The sequence below is a fragment of the Paenibacillus sp. FSL E2-0151 genome (genome assembly GCF_037993015.1).
GTDB lineage: Bacteria > Bacillota > Bacilli > Paenibacillales > Paenibacillaceae > Paenibacillus > Paenibacillus amylolyticus.
This window is the reverse complement of the sequence record NZ_CP150308.1, coordinates 2,466,259-2,489,316: the sequence shown is the minus strand read 5'-3', so window position 1 is coordinate 2,489,316 and position 23,058 is coordinate 2,466,259. Positions and strand designations below refer to the sequence as shown.

The window sequence follows — 23,058 nt, the reverse complement described above, 5'->3', positions numbered from 1 at the left end:
GTGCCATTCATTCATATAGTCCATCTTTTGGAGCAAACTCTTATACATTAAGTTCATAATACATGAATTTGGTATCCTGTGCATATCCTTCGGATTCATATAAAACTTGCGCTTGTTTGTTACTTAACTCAGTTGAGAGTGATATACGAAGAACTCCTCGCTCAGATGCCAATTGCTTGGCTGCTTGCAAGAGCTTCCTAGCAATGCCTTGCTGACGATAATCCGGATGCACATATAGATCATTAAGCACCCAGACAGGCCCCATCGATACGGAACTAAAACTGGGATATAGCTGAACGAATCCAGTACAAATTAAGCCTTTCGAGAGTGAAATAACGTTACTTTCATCTGTCCCATGATCACTTTCCGCATCTGTTTCTGCTACCAAAATCACCGATTCATGGCCTTCCATTCGTTCTCTAATATACTGACGTGCTGCCTCAATATCAGCATTTTGGTTGTAGAACATCCTGTACTCATTGAACAAACGTCCCACTTCGTTACTATCAAGAAGACCCGCTTGTCTGATTCGGTGCTGCATTTCACTCAACTCCTCTGGGATGGAGAGCATCGTCTCCCCCTTTGTATTTCTTTCAATTGTAAAACAGTCCTTCCCTTTTCCCCATTCATCATCTGCATCAAAGTTTGTAGTATCTTGAGCAGTGAGCTGACATTCGTTCATGCGCGTTTCCAGATTGCATCCTGCTTATCTAGTCCATGCCAATTCTGTACGTTTTGTTATATTTACTTCGTATTGGCAAAAATAAAAAAGGCGACCAAAGCATCCACTTCTCCGTCGCCGTAATTATTCAGTTCGATTCAGCATTCTGCTGTTCCTGACCAGGATCAGCATCGGGGAAAATGACGCCTTTCTTCAAAATCAGGTTGGCGTATTGCGCTCGCTCACCAGTTGCAACAATCACATAGGCATTCGAAGCCCGTTTATAAAAATCAAATCGTTCTTCATGATCAAAAGCATCCGTGATGCCTTCATATTCTTCAATCAACCGGCGGTAGTCTTCCCATATGATCGGGATCACCTGATCCCCTTTCACAACCTGCATGACAGCAGCGGGACGCTCAGCATAGGTATCCAGTGGATATAATTGCAGGATGGCATCCAACAGTTCAACAACTCCCAGTGCATCACAACGTACTAGTCGCTTGGCATGACTGGCTGCGGGGAAATTGCCATCCGCCAGAACCAACTCGTCTCCATGACCCATTTCGGACATGATTTTGAGTAACTCTGGAGGTATTATTGCGGGTATATTCTTTAGCATACACAGCTCTCCTTGTTCAACTCCAACATCAGTTAGAGCAGATTGGTTTTCTCCATTCTTCAAGCACGCTAGACATCGATTCTATAAAAGCGGTTTCATCCCTATTCTAACAGTATTTTCGGATCATTGCACAGCGCACACGTACGTTCGATATGAGAATATTTCATTTTGACAAAAATACTTGTTTGACATATAGTTGTTGTAACAACTAATTAATTGGGACATTTTATTATGGAAGCGAGGTCTAGCAATCACATGGACTATACACTGGAACAATCTGTTGGATTCATGCTGGGTTTCACACATCGTAAAGCTGTAGCTTTACTTGCGACGCGATTCAAACCTTATGATATTACGACAGAGCAATTTTCTGTTCTCTTTAATGTTGACCGCGGTGAAGGTGTGAATCAGAAGGAGCTCGCTGCACGTGTCTTCAAAGACCAACCCACCACTGCGCGGATTATTGATCTGCTTGAGAAAAAAGGCTGGGTAGAACGCCGGACCAGCGAACAGGATCGCAGAGCCTATCTGTTATATCTCACCACGGAAGGCAAAGCGTTAATTGATATCCTCGTTCCGATTGAAAGAGAAATGAATAAAGAACTTGCTGAAGGTATATCCGAAGACCAGATGGGAGCATTTAAACATACTCTTTCCCTCATTAACCGCAACTTGTAATGAATCACAACTCAGGGGGAATACATCATCATGAAAGAACAATCTACACAACAAGTTAGACTATGGACCACCGATTTTATACTGCTGATGCTGTGCAACTTCTTGTTGTTCTTGCAACTGCACATGATTGTCTCTCCGCTTCCGTCCTACGTTCAGGAGCGATTTCACGCCAATGCATTTGAAGTAAGTTTATTCACCTGTCTGTTTGCACTAAGTGCCATAGCAGCCCGTCTCTATTCCGCGAAAGCACTGGAGAAGGGTCTTCGTAACGCCATGATCTATATAGGCCTGTCCGTAGCCCTGCTGGCAACGCTCGGCTATTATTTTGCTGCCGGCATAGCTGTGCTCTTGTTGCTCAGAATGTTGTTTGGTATCGGGTTTGGTATGAGCAGTACCGCTTTTCCAACGATGGCCTCGGACATTGTGCCCGTGAAACGAATGGGTGAAGGTATGGGTTACTTTGGTCTATCAACTAGCCTGGCTATGTCTATGGGGCCAATCATTGGGGTCACTCTGCTCCAGGGAGCAGGTTTTGTAACCCTGATGTTATGTACTGCGGGTGTGCTCGCTGTGATCTATCCACTGAGTTATTCGCTGACACGCAAAAAAGCAGTCAGAACCGATAACAGTACAACCATCATGCCACAAGCCACAACAAGTGCTTCAGGGTCCAACCCAAAACAGAAGACACCTTTCAACCGCAAGCTGATTCTGCCCAGTGTGCTGAATTGCCTATTATCCATCACCTATGGCGGGCTTGTCGGATTCATCGTTTTGTATGGTAAGGAAGCCAATCTGGCCAATCCTGCGCTGTTCTTTTTGTTCAATGCACTCGCCGTGTTATTGGTTAGACCATTTGCAGGACGGATCTATGACAATAAAGGGCCAAAAGCACTGCTCATTCCAGGGGCAATATTCGTTGCTGTCGGCCTCATTCTGCTCTCGTATGCAACCTCCATGTCCCTCCTGTTCATTGCTGCCTTTATCTACGGAGTCGGTTATGGTTCCATGCAGTCGTCTCTGCAGACCTGGATGATTCAAGTTGTATCTCCTACTCAACGGGGTATGGCTAATGGTATGTTTTTAAACTCGCTGGATCTGGGTATCGCGACCGGTGCCCTTCTTCTTGGTGCCATTGCGGCCATAACCAGTTATACCGATATGTATCGATATTCCGTGATGTTTATGATTCTGTTCTTGCTTATATATCTGATTCAGGGAAAACGAAGCGGCAGCTTCTCCATTGAACCTCATGCTCTGCTCGCTCATACGCATATTACCGCAACGGAACCACCTCAAGATCAATCCAAGAATTCAGAATCTGGAGCCGGCAACACCGAAACAAGCCAGTCGAATAAGAGCAAACACGAATGATTGGTTAAAGTCATTCTGCTCATAGAAACGAGAAACGCGTTTACACCGAGAAAGCAAATTCATCCGCTTTCTTAGGCGTAAACGCGTTTTTTTTGGAACAAATCTGAATGTTACACTTAAGACAGCATCGAAATGAACGCAGCGTACAGCACCGTCTATCTAAAATGGACTTTTCTTGCGACCTATGGGAGCATACCTTCTACTCGTCTCGATCACATCCATAGATGTTTCATCCTGTTTCTGCTTGCTTCCTGAAGTAGGTTGATCTCCCTTATCCGGCTTAACTGCAAATAAGGTGAGCAATCCGCCCACGGCGCCAGACGCGGCGAGCACACCAAAAAGCAGGAAATGATGAGAACCGATCAACAAAGAAACGACAGGTGGACCGAGAGATACCCCAATGAATCGCATGCTGCTGAACAGAGCCGTGATTGTGCCCCGCTGTTTTTTGTCTACGCCTTCTGTAATCAAGGCATCCAGACATGGTAACGTTGCACCTATTCCGGCACTCCCCAATGTGAAAAGACCTACTACAACATAAATATTATCGAATAAACCTATAACGCCAAGGGATACCGTCAGAAGCGCAAGTCCTGCAAAGCCAAGCCATTTCATTCGTGTTTTGTTCTTCCCAATCCACTTCCCTGCCAGGAAAGAAGAAAGACATAACGCTGCCAGCGGAATCGCAAGGACAAGTCCTTTAAGTACACCTTTCAGGGCAAATTCGCTCTCCAGCGTCTCGGATAGATAATATAACACACCAAAGATGACAAACATGCAAATACCGCCGATTGCAAACAACGCATACAACCAGCGTCCCTTTTCTTTTAATACGTCACGAATGGATGCTACAAATTCAGGAAAGGTGGGAGGCTTTTCTTTTTTCCGGGGAGTCTTCACCAGGAAAATAACAAGAACCAGAGAAAGTACACAAAGGATAGGAATAGCCATGAATGGCGCATACCACAACCAGACCGCCAGCGCTGCACCCAGAATCGGACTTATGACTTTACCAAACGTATTCGAGGTCTCAATGATACCTAGGCTTTTGCTTACTTCGTTCTCATCATTGAACATGTCCCCAACCAACGGGATAACAATAGGAAATGCGCCAGCAGCACCTATTCCCTGCAATAACCTGCCACCCAGAATGGTCCAGTAGGCTATGTTTCCGTTCAGCATCCATGCTGCCACACCAGCGACAGCACCTCCGACGGCTGCAATAACGAGGCTGGGAATGATAACTGCTTTTCTGCCAAAACGATCCGACAAGTACCCTGCAAGAGGAATAAGCAGGATGGCAACTACAGCGTAGACTGTAATGAGCATACTGACCTTAAATGCAGATACCTTCAACTCACGTTCAATCTGTGGCAGGATCGGTATTAGCATGGAATTACCCAAGGTCATAATTAAAGGGATGGAAGCAAGTGCGACGAGGTCCCACTTTTTATCGTTCATACCACAACCACCTTTACAGATTCTACACACAACAGCATTATTGTGCTTGTTTCGGAGGTTGATTATTCAGGACATGCTACAACTACAACAATCTAAAGTGCCGTAACGCTGCTCCACCTTTGAAGACAATATATAGCGCATTCACCTTATGTGGCGCCTCAAGCAAACACTGAACTGTTGTCCACTTGATATCTTTCCCATTCACACTGCCTCCAGGTCCAGAAACTTCACACACACCGAGCAGTTCGCCCTCCAGTCCTTCGGAACGAATCTCCAGTCTTCCCTCTTCCCCAAAAGCTGCCACTCTGGCTTCAAATCCTTGTACTTCTTGAACAGCATTATGGTTGAAAGCGATCCAAGACGACTGCTCCTCTCGATATAAAGGTTCTTCCGGAGTGATTGCCCGAACTGCCGAACGCCCTTCCAGACATTCATCCAGAAGAACACCTGCACAAGCATCGTAATTCTCGGCAAAGGTAAGCAAGTGTAACGGACGATCCGGAATCGTCTCACCTTCAATTTTAATATCAGCCGACTGACGTATATCTGTGGAAGAACGCCCTGCCAGGATGGCCCAGGTCGCTGTCTCCACACAGTATCGATCTCGGGTAACATCCCATAACGCCAGCTTCTGAACAGGAACTTCGAAACTTATCGTAACACGCATCCCTGCTTTGACATGAACACGACGGAAAGCAAGCAGTTGCTTCTGAGCACGTTTCACACGCGAGGTATGTGAAGATCCATAGATCTGAACAACTTCATCACTGTCACGTTCACCCTTATTGTGTACCTCCACCTCAATCTTCAATTGATCTGTGGTGGTGGATTCCCCCGAAGCACTGCGACTTACACGAATCGCTTCGTATTCGAATTCGGAATACGTCAGGCCATGACCAAATGCATATTGAACCGGTCCTTCATGATACATATAAGTCATGCCATTCTGAATGATGTCATAATCCATCATGTCAGGAAGCTGTGATTCGTCTTCATACCATGTCATATTTAATCTACCTGCAGGGGCATAATGACCTAACAGTACATCTGCAAGCGCGTTCCCCAATTCCTGACCTGCATGTGTCATATAAACGATTGCGCGGGCAATACCTTTCAACTCCTGCAAGGCAAATGGATAACTGCCCATAATGACAACCACTGTATTGGGATTGGCTTCACACACGGCTTTGACAAGCTCGACCTGACTCGGCGGAAGCAGCAGACTTGGGCGGTCAATTTCTTCTTTGCCGTTGATATATGGGCTGTTGCCAACAACAACGACAGATGCCTGACTGCCACGTGCAGCTTCTACGGCTTGTTGTATTCCGCGTTTCACAATATCAATATTGAATGCAGAAGGTCTCTGTGTATTACCTGGTGATTGAATTGCGTGTCCAGAGGCACTCACATTACCCTGAGTTGTACCTGTAGCTGTAGTTTTTTCTCCTTGTGGCCGGAGTGGTGATACAGCAGATTGTCCCTGATATTCGCTCAGTCCAACAGGGATACCGTTCCACGTCCGCAAGGTGTTACTTCCATCCGTTAGAGGATCTATACGAACAACTTCCTTCACAAACCAGCCACCAATCTCCGGTGCGTTTGCCTGATATATGCCTTGCTCGGTTAAACTAACGTATCGATTATTGTTTACACTTCTCAGCGTATGACTTCCCCAACCCCAATCCTGATGTTCAAATTCGGCGGCAGTAGGTGCACTGACTTCCGGTATAGCGACGAGTGTACCTTCCACACCCAAGGTTATAACCTGACCGTTTGTTGTCTTCAGCTGAATACGGTCATTCCCATCCACATAGGTCACGTCTGCTTCAGGTAGGCGATTGCGCAATCCATCTAGGACGGATACTCGATAAGGCAATGTGCCACTGTACCAATCGGTATAGACAACATCCGCAAGTGGCCCAATCACACTGATTTTCTGCAACGCTTCTGCCTGCAAGGGAAGTAATCCATCATTTTGGAGCAAAACAATCGATTCGGCAGCGGCACGATAACTAAGTTTGGCATGTTCCGGTGCACATAATACCGACTCGGGAATAGACGCATATGGATTGAGCCCGGACTGATCGAGTTGTCCAAGTCGCATTCGCACACCAAAGATGTTGCGGATCGCTCTGTCCAAATCAGCTATTTTCAACAGATTCTGGTCAAGAGCCTCTTCCAGAGCAGATACAACAAGATCAACTTCATCTGTAAGACAATCCACTCCTGCCTTCAACGCACCTGCTGCTGATTCGGCATGACTGGTATGATAACCATGATAATTCACAGTCTGTGACAGGTCTCCACCATCACATACAATGAAACCTGGCATCGCCCACTCACCCTTAACCACATCATTCACATATGGACTTTCAATGGCAGGTGTACCATTGATGGAATTGTAAGCTGTCATCATGGACAAGGCTCCACCTTCCACAAATGGTGTCTCAGATGCTTTCAAATAATATTCCCGCAGATTGCGCGGATCAATGCTGGATGAACAATTCAGCCGATCTTTCTCATTATTATTGGCAAAAAAATGTTTCAAGGTCGCGACCATTTTCAGATAAAAAGGATCATTTCCCTGCATACCTTTGACGAGAGCTGCCGACATTTCTCCCGTGAGGACCGGGTCCTCGCCATATCCCTCTTCTGTTCTACCCCAGCGTGGGTCACGTTCCAGATCAACCGTTGGTGCCCACAAAGTTAGCCCGTGAACTTCAGGATCACGGTGATGATATGCCCTAGCTTCATCGCCAATGACTGAACCAATCTCCCGCATAAGTCTCGTATTCCAGGTACTCGATAGACCGAGAGGTTGCGGAAATACCGTCGCCTCCCCTTTCCATGCAACCCCGTGGGCAGCTTCGCCCCCAACGTTGTAGGCTGGAATGCCCAGTCTTGGTACAGCTGCTTCGCGTGTAGGAATTAGTCTGATCTTCTCCTCCGTTGTCAACCGTGCAATCAGGTCATCCAACCTTTCCTCAAGTGAAAGTGACGCATCCCACATCGGGTATTGATGATACTCCTTCATCCTTCATTCCCCCTGCGAATTAGTTAAGTCCAAGTTGCTTCCATTGCTCCAGTAAATCCAGCGTGCGCTGGTGATACTTCTGACCATCTTCAGGTTGATTGACCTGATGTTCATGAACGTAGGCATTAAAATACGAAGACAGTATTCGATAGGCAAGCCTGCGTGCCTGTCCTTCAGCGGATGAGTCCAGTGGACGATCATATCCTTCATGAAAAGCCGCTGATTCTGACGACAATATGGCTTCAAACTCCCTGTCTGCAAACATGGAACGATCTCCGTCAATGATGGCCGCAATGTTCAGCTCACCATTTTCCTGATGAACAAGTACATTTGCTTCCCACAGGTCATTATGAACGAGTACCGGACGGGTCACTTGATCAAATAAGTCTTTATTTTGCATGAAAATAGCAGCGATCTCTTCTCCCACACCTGGCATATAATCGGCTCGTGCCGCTTTAAGTGCTGTTTCTTCTGCAAAAGAGTACAGCACCTCGGACCATTGATCCGAGCCTTTAATTGAACCGTCCCCCTGCGGCCAACCAAACGATGCACCCTCGATCTGATGCATGATGGCGGTATAGGCGCCAAGCTGATGGTACAATCGCTCTTTGTTTATATCTGAAATCGATGCGTGATCCAGCTGCTTACTCGGGATAAACTCCATAAACATGTACGTTCTTGGGATGATTGATCCGCTGTCATCACAGGCGATAATGTTGGGAGCAGGAATGCCTGCGTTACGGTAATATTCATACACAATCGGTTCAGCAGCCATCATCGTGCGTTCAAAAGAAAAAAGTGGATCAGCCGCAGAACCAGCCGCCATCTCTCCCCGCTCTGGTGCCAAACGTAAAATCACATCCGTATAGGATGTATGTTCAAGGTGAATCCGATAGGTTGTATTAAAAAGTCCACCTTGCAGGAGACCAAACTCCTTCACTTTGGTATCGCTTCCAAAATGAATTTCTACCAGTTGATGCAGCATCTCTGCTGATATCGTACAGTGCAAACCCGAATTCATTGTACTCATTTCATTCAATCTCCTATCATCGTAGACAAACAGACGGCACCTTTCGGCACCGTCCTTTTCTTTTACTATATCATTTTACAGTTGGATTGTAAGCGCGCTTGCGCCTGTTGCTGCTGTAACAACAACACCATTTGCACCAGACACTTGGGAACCACCTTCAACGCTGGATACACTTTCAATACCGCGAAGTACGATGTTCCAAGGTTTGCCCGCACCTTCAGCACGAACATCCAGCACTGATCCATTACGTGTAACGTTAACTGTCAGCTCCTGTTCAGCTGCTTGGTTCACAACAACAGCTTGAGCCGTTTGACCATCAGCCAGTTCGAACAAGTGCAGGGACACATCATTTGCAAAGTCATAATCCGGTTTGCTATCCACCGCACCCACAGCGATCAGACTGTTTGGCTTAATCATCATTGGTAGTGTTTTAAAGTCATGGTTTTCACTGATCCAGCGTCCACCTTGTACTTTCGCTCCTGTCAGATAGTTCGTCCAAGTTCCTTCAGGCAGGTAATAACACACATCACCTTCCTTGTTGAAGATTGGAGCCACCAGAATCGAGTCACCAAACATATATTGCGTATCCAGGCTGTATGTTGTTGGGTCCTCTGGGAAGTCCAGCAGCATAGCGCGCATCATCGGAATACCTTTTACCGTTGACTCAACCGCAGAATTGTACAGGTACGGCATCAGGCTGATTTTGAGTTTGGTAAAGTCACGAACAACGTCCACGGATTCCTCGTCAAACAGCCAAGGCACACGATAGGAAGTGCTTCCGTGCAGGCGACTGTGTGAAGATAACAGTCCGAATTGTACCCAGCGTTTGTATACGTCAGGGCTCGCTGTGCTTTCAAAACCACTGATATCATGGCTCCAGAATCCGAAACCGGAAAGCCCGAGTGAGAGGCCACCGCGAAGCGATTCAGCCATAGATTCATACGTGGAAGAGCAGTCACCACCCCAGTGAACCGGGAACTGTTGCCCACCTGCTGTTGCAGAGCGTGCAAACAGGGCAGCTTCGTTTTTGCCAATCTTCTCTTCGAGCAATTCAAATACAGCTTTGTTATAGAGCTGTGTATAATAGTTGTGCATTTTAACCGGATCAGAACCATCGAAGTACACAACATCTGTCGGAATTCTTTCACCAAAGTCAGTCTTGAAGGAATCTACACCTTGATCCAGCAGGACTTCCAGCTTACTCTTATACCAGTTCACAGCATCCGGATTCGTGAAATCAACCAGAGCCATACCTGCTTGCCACATATCCCATTGCCATACGCTACCATCGGCTGTTTTGACCAGGTAACCGTTCTCCATACCTTCATCGAACAAGTAGGATTTTTCTGCAATATATGGATTGATCCAAGCACAGATTTTAAGGCCCTTTTCTTTCAGACGTGCAAGCATGCCTTCCGGATCCGGGAACATCGCTTCATCCCATACAAAATCAGACCATTGGTATTCCTTCATCCAGAAGCAGTCAAAATGGAATACAGACAGCGGAAGATCACGTTCAGCCATGCCATCTACGAAATGATTAACCGTTGCTTCATCATAATCCGTTGTGAATGATGTTGTCAGCCACAGACCAAAAGTCCATGCCGGTGGAAGCGCTGGTTTACCTGTTAATTTCGTATAATTATCAAGTACATCCTTTGGATTGTCACCGCCGATAATGAAGTACTCCAACGTCTCGCCTTCTACGCTGAACTGAACTTTAGATACATTCTCGGATGCAATCTCATACGATACGCGTTCAGGATGGTTTACAAATACGCCATATCCCTTATTGGACAGGTAGAACGGAATGTTTTTATAGGACTGCTCACTGCTTGTACCGCCGTCCTCATTCCAGGTATCGACGATTTGACCATTCTTAACAAACGGTGTGAAGCGCTCACCTAGTCCGTAAACGTATTCACCAATACCGAGATCAAGCTGCTCGCGGAAGTACGCTTCCTTGCTTGGACCTGTAATATAACCAGCTGCTCTTTGACCGCTACCTGTAATGCGTTTTCCTCCATATAGGAAGCTAACGTCCCAACCGTTTGTTTTGTCGATTTGAACTTCCAGGTTGCCGCTTTTCAAAACAGCACCTTGTTCATTTTTTGAGATCTCAACGTTGGCTTCTTGTGTGTTAAGCTCAAATACAGGCCCTTTTTTCACGCCGCCCTTATGGTGATTCAAGGTTACACGAATAACGTTTGGCATAGGTGAGCTGTACGTTGCTTTCAGCAATGTACCGTTCAACGTGTCGCCTTTGCTGCGAATATATTTAGTTGCCGCATATACGGTCAAAGAATTATCTTTTTGCACAATATCACGAATGTCAGTCGGGTTTTGAATCTGGTACCCTTCACGAGTCATCCAGAATCCATCAGTAAATTTCATGTTTTCTTTCCCCCTTTGGTTATATTATAATAATATTGATATTAATAACGAATTTCTTCTCTTATTTTGACCAAATATATCACGATTTTGATAATAAACATCCGATTCTTGAACATCATCACCAATCTATGGAAACGATTACATTAATAATGATACAAAAGGAGAATCTGATATGGAACGTGAACGATTACGGGAAGACCGGATTCACGGCAATGCCATGTATCCCGTCAGTGTGTACCCAGATATTCAACAACTGAACGGGGATAGCATTCTCGATTGCCACTGGCATGATGAGATGGAGTTCACTATGGTGACCCAGGGCTGCGCCGTCTTTCAGATCGATATGAACACTGTTGAGGTCCAAGCTGGAGAAGCGATTTTCATCAATAGAGGCGAGATTCATGCGGGGTATCTGAAGGGCGATGTGCCCTGCGTATTCTCTTCCATTGTATTTAATCCCGAACTGCTTGGCAGCCGTACCTTCGATACGGTCCAAGAGAAATTCATCGGTCCACTGGTACGCAAAACGGTGATTCCCCCCAGCCATATCAAGGCAGATGAGGATTGGGGACAAGAAATCTTGGATCACCTGAAACGCATATTTGCGGACCATGCTACCCGAACCGAAACATGTGAAATGTCAACGAAAGCCTACCTGTACCTCATATTTGCCCGAATGTTCGAACATATGAGACCTGCTCCGCTCAAAGGCACTGTAACTACAGGCAGTCATGACAAGGTAGAGCGCCTGAAATCCGTGCTCAGTTATATTCACAAACGGTATCCTGAACCATTAAAACTGAAAGAACTTGCTGATGAGGCCAATATGAGTGAAGGGCACTTCTGTCGTTTCTTCAAACAGATGGTGCAGAAAACCCCGGTTGATTACATTAACTATTACCGTGTTCAGCAGGCCTGCGTTCAGCTTGAGAATACGGATCACAAAATTGTTGATATCGCCATGGATGTGGGTTTTGAGCATCTAAGCTACTTTATCACTACATTCAAAAAGCATAAAGCCACCACACCTTCACAGTATCGCAAAATGTTCTATGAGAACGTAGGAATGGAGTCTGCCCTAGTTCAGGTGTAAAAGAAGAAGGTGCTCACAGCTATTCAGCTGCAAGCACCTTCTTTATCTTCTTCATCAACTTTCCTGCTAACGAGTGAGGTAACGATCTGATCTGAGCCACATTGGCTCAGTTAGAAATCATCTCATTGGCTGCTATCAGCCTTACGCTTTGAAACTTAACAGTGTCTTACTTTTTTAGCGTCTTCCATGAAGTGTACTCATGTACGGAGAAACCGTTAAAGGACGCATGTACTGAAGCCATTTTTTCGACCAACTTTAATTGTGCTTCCATATAAGCAGATCCCTCTTCATAAAAAGTAATGAAGTCGCCTTCCTTGCTTTGCTTTGTTTCCACGGCGATTGAGATCGTCTTGCCGAGCAGAGCTGCTTCTGCAAGTTCATCCTTCGCTACACTATAGATTGCAGCAGCTGTATCGCGGTAAGCCATAATGGTGATGGAATCAAACTTGCGAATCATCCAGCTGCTTACGGCCATCGTGGAACCCGGAATTTTGTAGTTATCGAGCCAGAAAGGCAGATCAGCCGCTACCGGCATCTTCAGCCGTGATGCTCGCTCAACAATATACTCCACATTGCCTTGCCACTGGGTAATTACACTGGCCTGATTGATTTTCCACTGAGGGTGCACATGTGGCTCAATATCCAGATGAATACCAGCAAATTTCTCATTGGACAACGCCTGCGCCTGATATGCCTCGATCCAGTCCAGGAAAGATGCAATCTGCTCCCGACTTTCCGTCAATCCCCACGCTGATCTTCCATCCATGACGTCAACCGCAATGTTCTTGGCTCTCGCCTGGCGGATAAAACTTTTATACTCAGGAATCTTTATATCCCGGTTCATCTGCAGATAGATCGTATTGATTTTGTTCGCTGTAGCGTAATTTAACACTTCTTGAGGAGTACTTCGGATCTGGGTGGTATCCCATACCCAAGTCGCTCTTACTGGCACATCAAGTTTTCCATGAATCGTTGCATAACTGTCGACTGAACCATCCGCTATGGCTTTGGAAGAACAGGCTGTACTCGCACACAGGATCAAACAACTCAGTAATACGATAAAACGGTAACCCCTTTTGCTTTTCATATTTGTACACTCCCTCTGAAGTTATCAGCTCTGACGTGCAAATCTGGATGAAATTGTGTCGTTTCATATTCATTTAATGGATACTTATTAGGTACGACGAATTTGGTTTGCTTTTATATGCAATATCATCTTTAAGACTTACGACGAAAGAATCATATAACTATATTTCGGGAATTCGTAGTTCTGTATGTATAGTTCAAAAGTCACAATTATTTATTATTTTCAAATTCAATCCTTATTCCAGCATGACTTCAGTCATTATTGCCATATGTACACCAAGCTACAGAAGACCTAGAAAGCGCTTTCTCTCAAAATACACCAAAAAACCGCCCTAAGGCGGCTTTATATGGAACCCTATTTAATGATGTCTTGTCGACATTTCCGTTCATTCATTACCCGATGGAGCTACAGGTGTGTTGTCAACCACTTCATCGAAAAGAGACACCAGTTCAATACCTTCTGCCGAGATCCGCACAAGCCCCTTGTCGGACAAACGTAATTCTGGAATCACAACCAGCGCCAATAACGAAAGCGTCATGAACGCATTATTCAACGTACATCCTGCGGACTGTAAAGCTTCGCTGACTGCTGCCGATTGGGCTGCAACGACTTCAAAAGATTCAGTTGACATCAAACCTGCAATCCGCAGCGGAAATTCGGTTACCCCTGCTGCCGTTACCACGGCCACCCCGCCCTGCATACGAATGACGCGATTACCGGCTTCAGCCATTAACGCATCATCATTACCGATAATCAACAGGTTGTGACTATCATGAGCAACTGTCATCGCAATCGCTGCAGGTGATATGAAGCCGATGCCTCCAACAAGCGCTACCGCTCGATTCCCGGTTTGTTTGTGACGCTCCAATACCGCAATTTTGCATACTTCCCCTGAAGTTGAAACCACAACCTTGCCGTTCTCTACGGTAACAGGCAGGTGTTTCTCCTTTGTATCCACATGGTTCTCTGTCACATGAATGATTTTGGCACCAATGATCCCCTCTTGAATCGGCGCAGCCAACTCCAAATCTACTGGCTGAATATTAGCTTCTAACTTCACCGTGTTCAGCGCTTCCTCCGGGTACGTGAAGCTGTCCCAGACCGCCGTCATTTTCCCGTTCTCAGCTACAACTTGCCCGGCAGCAATCGTCATGCCTACACGTACATCCGCCAACCGACCGTCCAGCAGAATAATATCGGCTATATTGCCCGGAATAATCGCACCAATGTCGCGCGCAACACCAAAGCGCTCAGCCGTGTTAATGGTTGCCATCTGGAAAGCCGTAACCGGCTTCACCCCTTGAGAGATTGCGAGACGAACAACAAAATCCATATGTCCTTCTTTGAGCAGCGATTCAGAACTTCGGTCATCTGTCACCAGCATCATCCGGCGTGTATCCAGTCCAAGCTCAGTGCAAGCTTTGATCGTCTCAGCCACATCATGCCATGCCGAACCTTGGCGCATCTTCGCGTACATTCCGAGTCGCAGACGTTCAACCACATCTTCCTTGGTCACACATTCATGATCCCCTGTAACACCACTCGCTGCGTAGGCTGGCAGACGCCAGTCATCTGCTGCCCAGGTGAAATGACCGTCTGCCACTTTACCTGCCCGGAGCGTCGCCTGTATCTCACCGATCATCGTCTCATCCCCATAGACCACTCCAGGGAAGTTCATCACTTCACCAAGACCAATCATGTCCGGACCCCAGGAAAGAGCCTCAGCTACCTCTTCAGGTCCGATATAAGCACCTGTTGTCTCCAACCCTGGATGTGTGGAAGGGACACAGGAAGCCACCTGCATATAAGCAGCCATCGGTGTGGTCCGTGCTTCATCCAGCATCAGTCTCAGACCTTTAAGGCCAAGCACGTTAGAGATCTCATGAGGGTCAAAGAAACCTCCGGTCGTGCCTGAAGGCAATACCGCTCTCGCAAACTCGGTTACTTTCATCTGTGTACTTTCGATATGGCAGTGTCCATCCAGCAGACCAGGAGCGATATACTTACCGTTTGCTTCAATGATCCGGGTATGTTCTCCGATGGTGTGGCTTACATCTTTACCGACATAAGCGATTCGAGCTCCCTGTACAGCTATGGACATCTCAGGCAAAATCTCACCCGATATCACGTTTACCAGCGTACCTCCCCGAATGACCAAAGTCGCCGGCAAATCTCCCCGTGCTGTAGCGACCAGATCAGGTACACAATCGGCCATAAGTGGCCGTTCAAAAGATGATTTGTTCATTTTGTTGCCTCCTTTAATAAACGATCCAAAAAAATATATTGTTACGATTATATGAGTCCGGACCTCATGTGTAAAGAAAAATCACATCCATTGTGCTTAAATACAAATTATGCAGACGTATTTATCCACGGGACCCAATCCTTACGAATTCACGTTAGGTATTTTTATCAATACGATCACCTATATGGCTGTAACCTCATCACGTATAATTCCCTCGCTAAGCTAGCTTCTTCCCGATATATGTATCATATACAGAAAAACTCCCGTTCCATTGAACGGAAGCCTTCTTTATGCATATGAAGTGTTATGTCAGTCCACTTGCGCAGTAGACACCTTGCCAAGATCATACTGTTCTTCCGACTGGGCGGTAATGAACGGACTTGGTGTGCCCACGCAGTAAACGTGCAGCAGATGCATCGCTCGTGTGCAAGCCGTATAGAACAACTTGCGTTCATGCTCCTGAGCATACTGCTCCGCAGAGCCGTCATAGATCAGGACTGCATCGAATTCCACACCTTTGGCCAGATACGCTGGGATGACATGAACACCCTGCTCAAAAGCCAGCGTCGTTTTTTTGATTAACTTCGGTGCTGTGGGCAGCGCCTTACTCAATGTAGCATGTACGTCTCTGCTCTCTTCGGCGGTTTTGCAGATAACTGCAACCGATTCGTACCCTTCCTTAATCAAGTGCTTGAGGTCTGTCGTGATGACATTCATATGACGCTCTGAATCAGAAGAAACGATCACTTTAGGTTTCTCACCGCTGCGGTTAAATGGAATAATCTCTTCCCCACCAGGCACCATGCCACGTGTAAACTCCACGATCTCCCGGGTAGATCGATAACTTCTGGTCAGCTCAATGACTTCCGTGTTGTCTGGTCCGTACAGGTTAGTCAAAGGTCCTGTTCCACTAAGTACTGAAGAGTGGGCATAGATTGCCTGATTAAAGTCACCAAGTGCTGTTATTTTCGCCCGTGGGAACAATCTCTTCATAAATGCCAACTGAAACGCGGAATAATCCTGGGCTTCATCAATAATGACATGACGAATATTCGAGTTAATATGGAATCCAAGCATAAGCTCACGCAAGTACAAGTATGGCGTAATATCTTCATATGCCAACTCCTGAAGCTTCAATCTGCGTAAAGTCATCTTACAGATTTCATCCCATTGAGCAGGTAGCACTTCGTCACCCAGCAATCGCTCCATCTGAGCCTGATCGTTGAATAGATGTGCATATAATTGTCTTATATCAACGAATCGTAAGGACTTAATCCATTTTCGCAACGGTTTGAGTCGGTCACTGACCACCATACGTGCCAGAATCCCTCTTTCCTGCTCGAAGTCATTAAACGTATGGGTCTTTCCTTTTTGCTTGCGCTTCAACCGTTGATACGCACGTTGCAGATCCTCCGGCTCCATCAGATCAAGCTGCTGATCAACCCAAGGCGCATCCAGTTCACCTTTACCAAAGGCAGACAGTTCTTTCAGCATCCAGTCCCGTAACATCTCCAGTCGACTCACCAGCTTAACGGATGACTCGAAGCTGTAGAATTTCTCAGCCATAGCCTCTGACGTGACAATCGCTCGGCCCTGGAAGCGAACCGGCTTGAATTTCATGCCACCTGACAACATACTTTCCTTATAACGTGTAATAACCTTGAGGAACGTTTCGGACGACTTGAAGCGAATGCTGGACATCCGAACATCGTAATCGGGATCTTCCGTCCCCGTAAGTACATATTCGAGTTGAATAAACGGATCTTCCAGTTGATATTCACGACCCAAACGGCGCTCCAGATACTCCTGGAAGGTCGTTTGCAACATGTTTTCCTCCCCAAGCTCAGGCAGTACCGTGGATACATAACTGTTGAACATTGGATTTGGTGAAAAAAGAACCATCTGATCCGCTTGCAGATGCTCGCGGTATTTATAGAGAAGATATGCCACACGCTGGAGCGCCGCGGATGTTTTGCCACTGCCGGCTGCGCCTTGCACAATGAGCATACGTGTCCGGTCATTACGGATAATCCGGTTTTGCTCCTTCTGAATGGTCGCTACAATACTCTTCATCTGTGCATCCGAAGTTCGACTGAGCACGGCCTGCAACAACTCATCACCAATCGTGACCCCTGTGTCAAACATAAACCGGATACGACCATCCCGAATGACAAACTGTCGCTTCATCTCTATATCACCGCTGATCTCCCCACTGGGTGTATGATACGTGATTGGACCCGGTGCTCCGTCATAATACAGGTTGGAGATTGGCGCACGCCAGTCGTAGACCAGAAAAGATTCTTCCTTCTCATCCAGCAACGATGCAATGCCGAGATAAATGCGTTCTGCATTTGGATATCCGTCTTCTTTGAAATCAATGCGCCCAAAATACGGTGAATGATGCAGTCGTTTCATTTTATCCAACGCAGCTGCTGTATTGAGATGGCTACGCTCCCGATCGGACAATACCTGTGACTGCTGCCGCATGCTGGTTGAAGTCTCCCCGACATCATCCGCTTCGCTAAAGTTCATCGTGACTTCGTCCCAGAAGTCTTTTCTCATGCCAACTACTTCGTCACGGAAGGAACCAACTTCATCTTCCAGCGTTGTGATCTTGCGTTCAATCTGATCGGTCACGGTGTTGACCCGTTGTTGTTCCTTAATCCATTGCTGATCTGTACTCATATGTTAATAGCCCCTCTTTCCCCGGATTGTGTCCTCAAAATCCCATTTGACAAGCCCGAAAAGGCAATGGTATAATTATTAGAAAGTAAACATTTTAATTATATGTTAATTAGTTCTAATTTTCTGAAAACCATTTTTTATTGTACCAGTGACAACGTCCCGATGCAAGCGGAGGCGTTTTTTGTTGTTTTCTTCTTCATTATTACCCAATCACCGGGTCCTCAACTGACTTAGCTACTCCTGCCTACTTTCGTAATTCTTCAATCGTCTCTTTCCAGCGTGTAATTGCTCCAAGTTCATCTTTTAATTGAAAGGTTATTCCTGAAGTGATCTCCGCATATGGCGCGTGATCCACACGTACCTGGAGCACTTGTGCTTCAAAACGATCTCTCGGATGGACAGCCCCCTTCATCTCAGGCAGCCGTTCTACTTCTGTACGGATATGCAACAATCGATGTCCTTGAACCGCAATCAAGGTAGCCTTGCCTGTTTTGCTCATGTTCATACTGGTCTGTGTACCTGGCCATAAAGCAAGTCTAAGCTGATGCGGATTTATCGCAATCACTTCCCCCATACTGATCATCGCCTGATGCGGCCACTGATCCTCAGATACAGTTAGCAGTTGCATGGCTTCATGCTGTTTATGCTCCAGATTTGTCCCACTCAACCATTCCATTAGTTCAGTGTCTAATTCCTCTATAATCATGTCTCTATCCCTCAGTTCGTTAATGTTCATTCATGCCCTTCAGCCGTATGTATGACAAAACAACCCGGACACGATTGTCCGGGCTATGTTGTAACTACATTGTATATGATCGCCAAGCAGGTACGCAATTCGCACTTAGAAAGGTTGTTCAAAAAGTCTACTTTTGATTACGAATCATGCCTAACGGCATCATCAGCATCGAATATGAAATTTAGCCGAAATGTCCGTTGCTCACGTAGTTTTCCTACGCTCCGCTACTCCATTTCTATCTTCATTCCATCTTCTTGGTACTGAAAACCAGACTTTTTGAACTTGAATTTAAGGCCACTTAAGCCAATTCAAAATTTTGTCCTGTGATTCTTTGTCTTCACTGGCGCTATGCACATGTTCGGCAAGTCGATTTAGACGTTCCAACTGATATCCATAATCATAAATGGCAGCAGCCACGATGGACAATCGTAACATCCCTTCCTTGTCGATATCAAACCGGGTGATCGCTTGCTCCATGAAACGGTCATTATCCAATACAAACTGTGCGGCCTCTTCCCCATTAGGTTTGAGCTTATCCTCGAACTTGAGCAGTGCATGCTCATGGAATTTGATAACCAGTTCAAGATGTGAGTCAAAAAACTGATCCATGGCCGTTGTCCGCGGTGCCTGGAAATAGTGGCGTTCCACCGAATCCAGCACCTCATACCCTTTTTGCAAACTCAGCAGCATTTGTTTGTAGACCACCATCTGACGAGTTTCGCTGAATTTCGAACGTTTCATCTTTTTCTGTTCCTCTTCGAACAAGTTATACTTGTCGGACAAAGACTTAATGGAACCGCCCAGGTTGCTTTTCTCCTCCCGGAATACAACTTCCTTGATCTCATCTGAGATCGAAGTTCGCAGAAGCAACGACATACCGCTGAATACACTATGGATCTGCTTCACGAACTGAACCTTCGGTTTCGGAGGAAATACCGTAATGTTGATGAGAAACGCCGATACAATACCAACCAATGTCAACAGAAAACGATTGAGTGCAAAATGCCAATCACCCGAGGCTTCCATAATGGATACAACCGTGACCAGTGTCAGGCCAACCGTCTCACCCATATTCAATTTAAGACAGATCATGATGACAAGTACAATAATTAATCCAACGGCGATTGGCTCATTGGACAACACCATGCCCCCCACCAGGGCGACAATAGCTCCCAGCGTGGTCGTTTGCAATTGATCCAGGAAGTATTTCCAGGAACGATAGATGGAAGGCTGCATGGCGAATATAGCCGCGATTGCGGCAGGCACGGGAGATTGCGGGTTCAAGAACAGGCTGCTTAGGTACAAGGCAAGCGTGACCGCGATCCCCGTCTTAAGTACACGCGCACCAAACGACATGGTGATGACCCCTCCTCTTTACCGAACCTGAAATTTTACATTTGATAATCATGTTCATTATTACCCCATATTTCTTTTTTTGCCTGAATTCATTCAGGAGAACGATTTATTGTACCATGTAAGGTCTTCCGTTGCCATGTCATAAGTCAGAGGTACTGTGAAATTGATTTCTTTATGTATGTTAATACACATTATTAACCCAAAAAGAAGCAAATCTTCAAAATGGATTTTCACCACTTTAAAGATTCGCCTCTGTTACTTATGAAACCTCTGTGGAATGCTCATGCTTATTATGCCTGCCTAACGGTCCGTGCCCTCCCATTCTCTTTTGAACTGGTCCACAAACTGCACCATATAATCATGACGCTGCTCCGCCAGCTCCTTGCCATAGGAGGTATTCATCAGATCCTTGAGCTTGAACAACTTCTCGTAAAAGTGATTTATCGTTGTGCTGCGCCCATTGCGATATTCCTCACGGGTCATCTGCTCCCGTGGGGGAAGGGACGGATCGTACATCTCGCGCCCTCTGGCGCCTGAAAAGGCAAAGGTTCGCGCGATCCCAATCGCACCCAATGCATCCAGTCGATCCGCATCCTGTACAACCTGTGCTTCAAGCGAGCTAACCGCAGGACGCTGTCCTCCCGCATATGAGATGGTGCTAATAATACCCACAACCTTATTACGTATATCCGGGTCAAGAGGCTGGGTATCCAGCCAGTCATTCAGTTTGGCCATCCCGGCTTCCAAGCTCTCATTCAGCTTCTCATCCGGTACATCATGTAATAATGCAGCCAGTTCGCAGACAAATGGATCTGCACCCATACGGTGAGCGAGTTCAACCGCAAGTGCGGTTACCCGTTCAATGTGCGGCCAGTCATGACCATCACTATGCTTGGATGAGTCCCCTTGAACAAAGGATCGGGCGGCGCGCAGAACAGCCTCTCCTGCCGTTATTCCATCTATATTATGCATGTGCCCTAATTCTTGCAGATTCCCACCAGGTTGAAGAGGGTTCTCTGACATCTTACGATTCCCCGCCTTCACGGGCCTGTTCACGAGGAATACGTCGAGCTACACCCGTCTTAATAGCTGCTTCAATTACGCGACTGCGCATCGATTTGACTACTTTATCATTGAACACACTCGGAATAATGTAATAACGTGTACGCTCTTCGTCCGTAATGGCCGAAGCAATCGCTTGCGCGGCTGCCAGCTTCATTTCTTCATTAATTTCAGTAGCACGGCAATCCAAAACTGCTCTGAAGATACCCGGGAAACATAACACGTTGTTGATCTGATTCGGATAATCGGATCGGCCTGTTGCCATTACAGCCACAATGTCTTCCACCAAGGCAGGCATAATCTCAGGTACCGGGTTTGCCATTGCAAACACGATTGGATCTTCTGCCATGGTCTGCACATCTTCGCGAGTTAACAGATTCCCGCGGGACAGGCCAATGAACACATCGGCTCCACGAATGACATCACGCAGCGAGCCAGTCTCCAGTTCGGGATTAGTACGAGCTGCATAATCACTCCAGACTTCATTCTCATAGGTTTGTGTCCGTACAATTGCACCCTCACGATCGACACCTATAAGCCGACTGGCTCCCGCGGACAATAATATATTGCTGCATGCTACACCTGCTGCACCGATGCCACAGACCACAATCTTCACATCTTCAATGGACTTGCCCACCAGTTTGAGCGCATTGATCAGACCAGCATATAACACAACCGCTGTGCCATGCTGGTCATCATGAAATACAGGAATGTCCAATTCCTCATTCAGACGACGCTCAATTTCGAAACAACGCGGTGACGAGATATCCTCCAGATTAATGCCGCCAAAACCAGGTGATATCGCTTTCACAGTACGTATGATTTCCTCAGTATCCTGTGTGTCCAGGCAGATTGGGAAAGCATCCACACCAGCAAACTGTTTGAATAACATCGCTTTACCTTCCATGACAGGCATCGCTGCACGGGGACCAATGTTGCCCAGTCCAAGTACCGCACTGCCATCAGATACGACGGCCACTGTATTCCGTTTAATTGTCAATGAGAAGGCTTTGCCAGGTTCTTCTGAAATGGCTGAACATACACGAGCCACATCCGGAGTGTACACACGTGACAGATCTTCCCGGTTTTGAATCGGGGTCTTTGGTGTTACTTCGATCTTACCGCCCAGATGAAGCAGGAACGTCCGATCCGATACGTTAATAATGGATACACCTTTGAGCTGGCGCACCCCTTCTATAATTTTACTGTTATCTTGTGCATCTGTAACTGCGACCGTCAAGTCGCGCACGCTTACATCCTGATTGGTGGAAATCACGTCGATGGCAATGATGTCTCCCCCAGCTTCCGAGATGGCCGAAGCCACTTCGCCAAACTTGATATCCTTAGTTGTCATTTCCAGTCGAATAATAATGCTGTTACCATCCAGATTCCTTTGATTCATTTCCATTCCTCCCAGACTGAAAGTCTTGAGTTACATGTTACGTGTTTGTCTTCGCTGCGCGGACACGTTTATCCTTTATCTTGTCCAGAAAAAGTCGTTCAACAGCCAAATGCATAAAATAAAAAAGATGCCCTGAAC

The 23,058-nt window shown here is 46.4% G+C and carries 16 protein-coding genes; 3 read left to right on the top strand and 13 right to left on the bottom strand.

Annotated elements, in window-relative coordinates; genetic code table 11:
• Positions 1–40: 40 nt before the first annotated feature.
• Entirely contained in the window at positions 41–541 is a 501-nt protein-coding gene (locus MHI55_RS11500; RefSeq protein WP_340390591.1) for a GNAT family N-acetyltransferase, read from the bottom strand.
• Positions 542–809: 268 nt separating this feature from the next.
• Positions 810–1,283 (bottom strand): RbsD/FucU domain-containing protein, encoded by a 474-nt coding sequence (locus MHI55_RS11495; RefSeq protein ID WP_036609525.1) that lies wholly within the window; start codon positions 1,281–1,283, stop codon positions 810–812.
• A 255-nt stretch (positions 1,284–1,538) separates the two neighbouring features.
• Here MHI55_RS11495 and MHI55_RS11490 point away from each other — a divergent pair, with 255 nt between their 5' ends.
• Entirely contained in the window at positions 1,539–1,961 is a 423-nt protein-coding gene (locus MHI55_RS11490; RefSeq protein ID WP_340390052.1) for a MarR family transcriptional regulator, read from the top strand.
• Positions 1,962–1,991: 30 nt separating this feature from the next.
• Positions 1,992–3,335, top strand: a complete 1,344-nt coding sequence (locus MHI55_RS11485) for an MFS transporter (RefSeq protein WP_340032435.1) — start codon at positions 1,992–1,994, stop codon at positions 3,333–3,335.
• Between the two features lie 159 nt (positions 3,336–3,494).
• Here MHI55_RS11485 and MHI55_RS11480 read toward each other — a convergent pair whose 3' ends face one another.
• From MHI55_RS11480 to yicI, 4 genes are all read right to left on the bottom strand, one after another.
• Positions 3,495–4,796 (bottom strand): MFS transporter, encoded by a 1,302-nt coding sequence (locus MHI55_RS11480; protein WP_074094512.1) that lies wholly within the window; start codon positions 4,794–4,796, stop codon positions 3,495–3,497.
• An 82-nt stretch (positions 4,797–4,878) separates the two neighbouring features.
• Positions 4,879–7,830: a glycoside hydrolase family 3 C-terminal domain-containing protein gene (locus MHI55_RS11475; protein ID WP_340390050.1), complete on the bottom strand. Its 2,952-nt coding sequence runs from the start codon at positions 7,828–7,830 to the stop codon at positions 4,879–4,881.
• Between the two features lie 19 nt (positions 7,831–7,849).
• Positions 7,850–8,860 carry an aminoglycoside phosphotransferase family protein gene (locus MHI55_RS11470; RefSeq protein ID WP_340390048.1) on the bottom strand — a complete coding sequence of 337 codons (1,011 nt, stop codon included), beginning with the start codon at positions 8,858–8,860 and terminating at the stop codon, positions 7,850–7,852.
• A gap of 75 nt (positions 8,861–8,935) precedes the next feature.
• On the bottom strand, positions 8,936–11,254 hold the full coding sequence (gene yicI / locus MHI55_RS11465) for an alpha-xylosidase (protein ID WP_340390046.1): 2,319 nt from the start codon (positions 11,252–11,254) through the stop codon (positions 8,936–8,938).
• 172 nt (positions 11,255–11,426) lie between these two features.
• On the opposite strand from yicI, the gene MHI55_RS11460 reads away from it, so the two are divergent.
• On the top strand, positions 11,427–12,347 hold the full coding sequence (locus MHI55_RS11460; RefSeq protein ID WP_036670244.1) for an AraC family transcriptional regulator: 921 nt from the start codon (positions 11,427–11,429) through the stop codon (positions 12,345–12,347).
• Between the two features lie 166 nt (positions 12,348–12,513).
• On the opposite strand, the gene MHI55_RS11455 is transcribed toward MHI55_RS11460, so the two are convergent.
• The 7 genes from MHI55_RS11455 to MHI55_RS11425 all read right to left on the bottom strand — a co-directional run bounded on the left by MHI55_RS11455 (position 12,514) and on the right by MHI55_RS11425 (position 22,920).
• Complete coding sequence (locus MHI55_RS11455) at positions 12,514–13,434, bottom strand: hypothetical protein (protein WP_340390044.1); 921 nt, start codon at positions 13,432–13,434, stop codon at positions 12,514–12,516.
• Between the two features lie 385 nt (positions 13,435–13,819).
• Complete coding sequence (locus tag MHI55_RS11450; protein ID WP_340390042.1) at positions 13,820–15,679, bottom strand: adenine deaminase C-terminal domain-containing protein; 1,860 nt, start codon at positions 15,677–15,679, stop codon at positions 13,820–13,822.
• A 309-nt stretch (positions 15,680–15,988) separates the two neighbouring features.
• Entirely contained in the window at positions 15,989–18,364 is a 2,376-nt protein-coding gene (gene helD, locus MHI55_RS11445; protein WP_253507369.1) for an RNA polymerase recycling motor HelD, read from the bottom strand.
• 244 nt (positions 18,365–18,608) lie between these two features.
• Positions 18,609–19,100 carry a pyridoxamine 5'-phosphate oxidase family protein gene (locus tag MHI55_RS11440; protein WP_338708386.1) on the bottom strand — a complete coding sequence of 164 codons (492 nt, stop codon included), beginning with the start codon at positions 19,098–19,100 and terminating at the stop codon, positions 18,609–18,611.
• 288 nt (positions 19,101–19,388) lie between these two features.
• The gene (locus MHI55_RS11435; protein ID WP_338708385.1) at positions 19,389–20,456 is read right to left on the bottom strand and encodes an aromatic acid exporter family protein; all 1,068 of its coding nucleotides are present in this window, start codon (positions 20,454–20,456) and stop codon (positions 19,389–19,391) included.
• A gap of 300 nt (positions 20,457–20,756) precedes the next feature.
• A complete protein-coding gene (locus tag MHI55_RS11430; protein WP_083656915.1) occupies positions 20,757–21,479 on the bottom strand; it encodes an HD domain-containing protein in 723 nt (240 codons plus the stop codon).
• Between the two features lies 1 nt (position 21,480).
• Positions 21,481–22,920, bottom strand: coding sequence for an NAD-dependent malic enzyme (locus MHI55_RS11425; RefSeq protein ID WP_074094504.1), 1,440 nt, complete (start codon positions 22,918–22,920; stop codon positions 21,481–21,483).
• Between the last annotated feature and the right edge of the window lie 138 nt (positions 22,921–23,058).

Coding starts and splice junctions, on each gene's coding strand:
- MHI55_RS11500 (WP_340390591.1), bottom strand. CDS start 541: ATGCAGCACCGAATCAGACAAGCGGGTCTTCTTGATAGTAACGAAGTG.
- MHI55_RS11495 (WP_036609525.1), bottom strand. CDS start 1,283: ATGCTAAAGAATATACCCGCAATAATACCTCCAGAGTTACTCAAAATC.
- MHI55_RS11490 (WP_340390052.1), top strand. CDS start 1,539: ATGGACTATACACTGGAACAATCTGTTGGATTCATGCTGGGTTTCACA.
- MHI55_RS11485 (WP_340032435.1), top strand. CDS start 1,992: ATGAAAGAACAATCTACACAACAAGTTAGACTATGGACCACCGATTTT.
- MHI55_RS11480 (WP_074094512.1), bottom strand. CDS start 4,796: ATGAACGATAAAAAGTGGGACCTCGTCGCACTTGCTTCCATCCCTTTA.
- MHI55_RS11475 (WP_340390050.1), bottom strand. CDS start 7,830: ATGAAGGAGTATCATCAATACCCGATGTGGGATGCGTCACTTTCACTT.
- MHI55_RS11470 (WP_340390048.1), bottom strand. CDS start 8,860: ATGAGTACAATGAATTCGGGTTTGCACTGTACGATATCAGCAGAGATG.
- yicI (WP_340390046.1), bottom strand. CDS start 11,254: ATGAAATTTACTGATGGATTCTGGATGACTCGTGAAGGGTACCAGATT.
- MHI55_RS11460 (WP_036670244.1), top strand. CDS start 11,427: ATGGAACGTGAACGATTACGGGAAGACCGGATTCACGGCAATGCCATG.
- MHI55_RS11455 (WP_340390044.1), bottom strand. CDS start 13,434: ATGAAAAGCAAAAGGGGTTACCGTTTTATCGTATTACTGAGTTGTTTG.
- MHI55_RS11450 (WP_340390042.1), bottom strand. CDS start 15,679: ATGAACAAATCATCTTTTGAACGGCCACTTATGGCCGATTGTGTACCT.
- helD (WP_253507369.1), bottom strand. CDS start 18,364: ATGAGTACAGATCAGCAATGGATTAAGGAACAACAACGGGTCAACACC.
- MHI55_RS11440 (WP_338708386.1), bottom strand. CDS start 19,100: ATGAACATTAACGAACTGAGGGATAGAGACATGATTATAGAGGAATTA.
- MHI55_RS11435 (WP_338708385.1), bottom strand. CDS start 20,456: ATGTCGTTTGGTGCGCGTGTACTTAAGACGGGGATCGCGGTCACGCTT.
- MHI55_RS11430 (WP_083656915.1), bottom strand. CDS start 21,479: ATGTCAGAGAACCCTCTTCAACCTGGTGGGAATCTGCAAGAATTAGGG.
- MHI55_RS11425 (WP_074094504.1), bottom strand. CDS start 22,920: ATGAATCAAAGGAATCTGGATGGTAACAGCATTATTATTCGACTGGAA.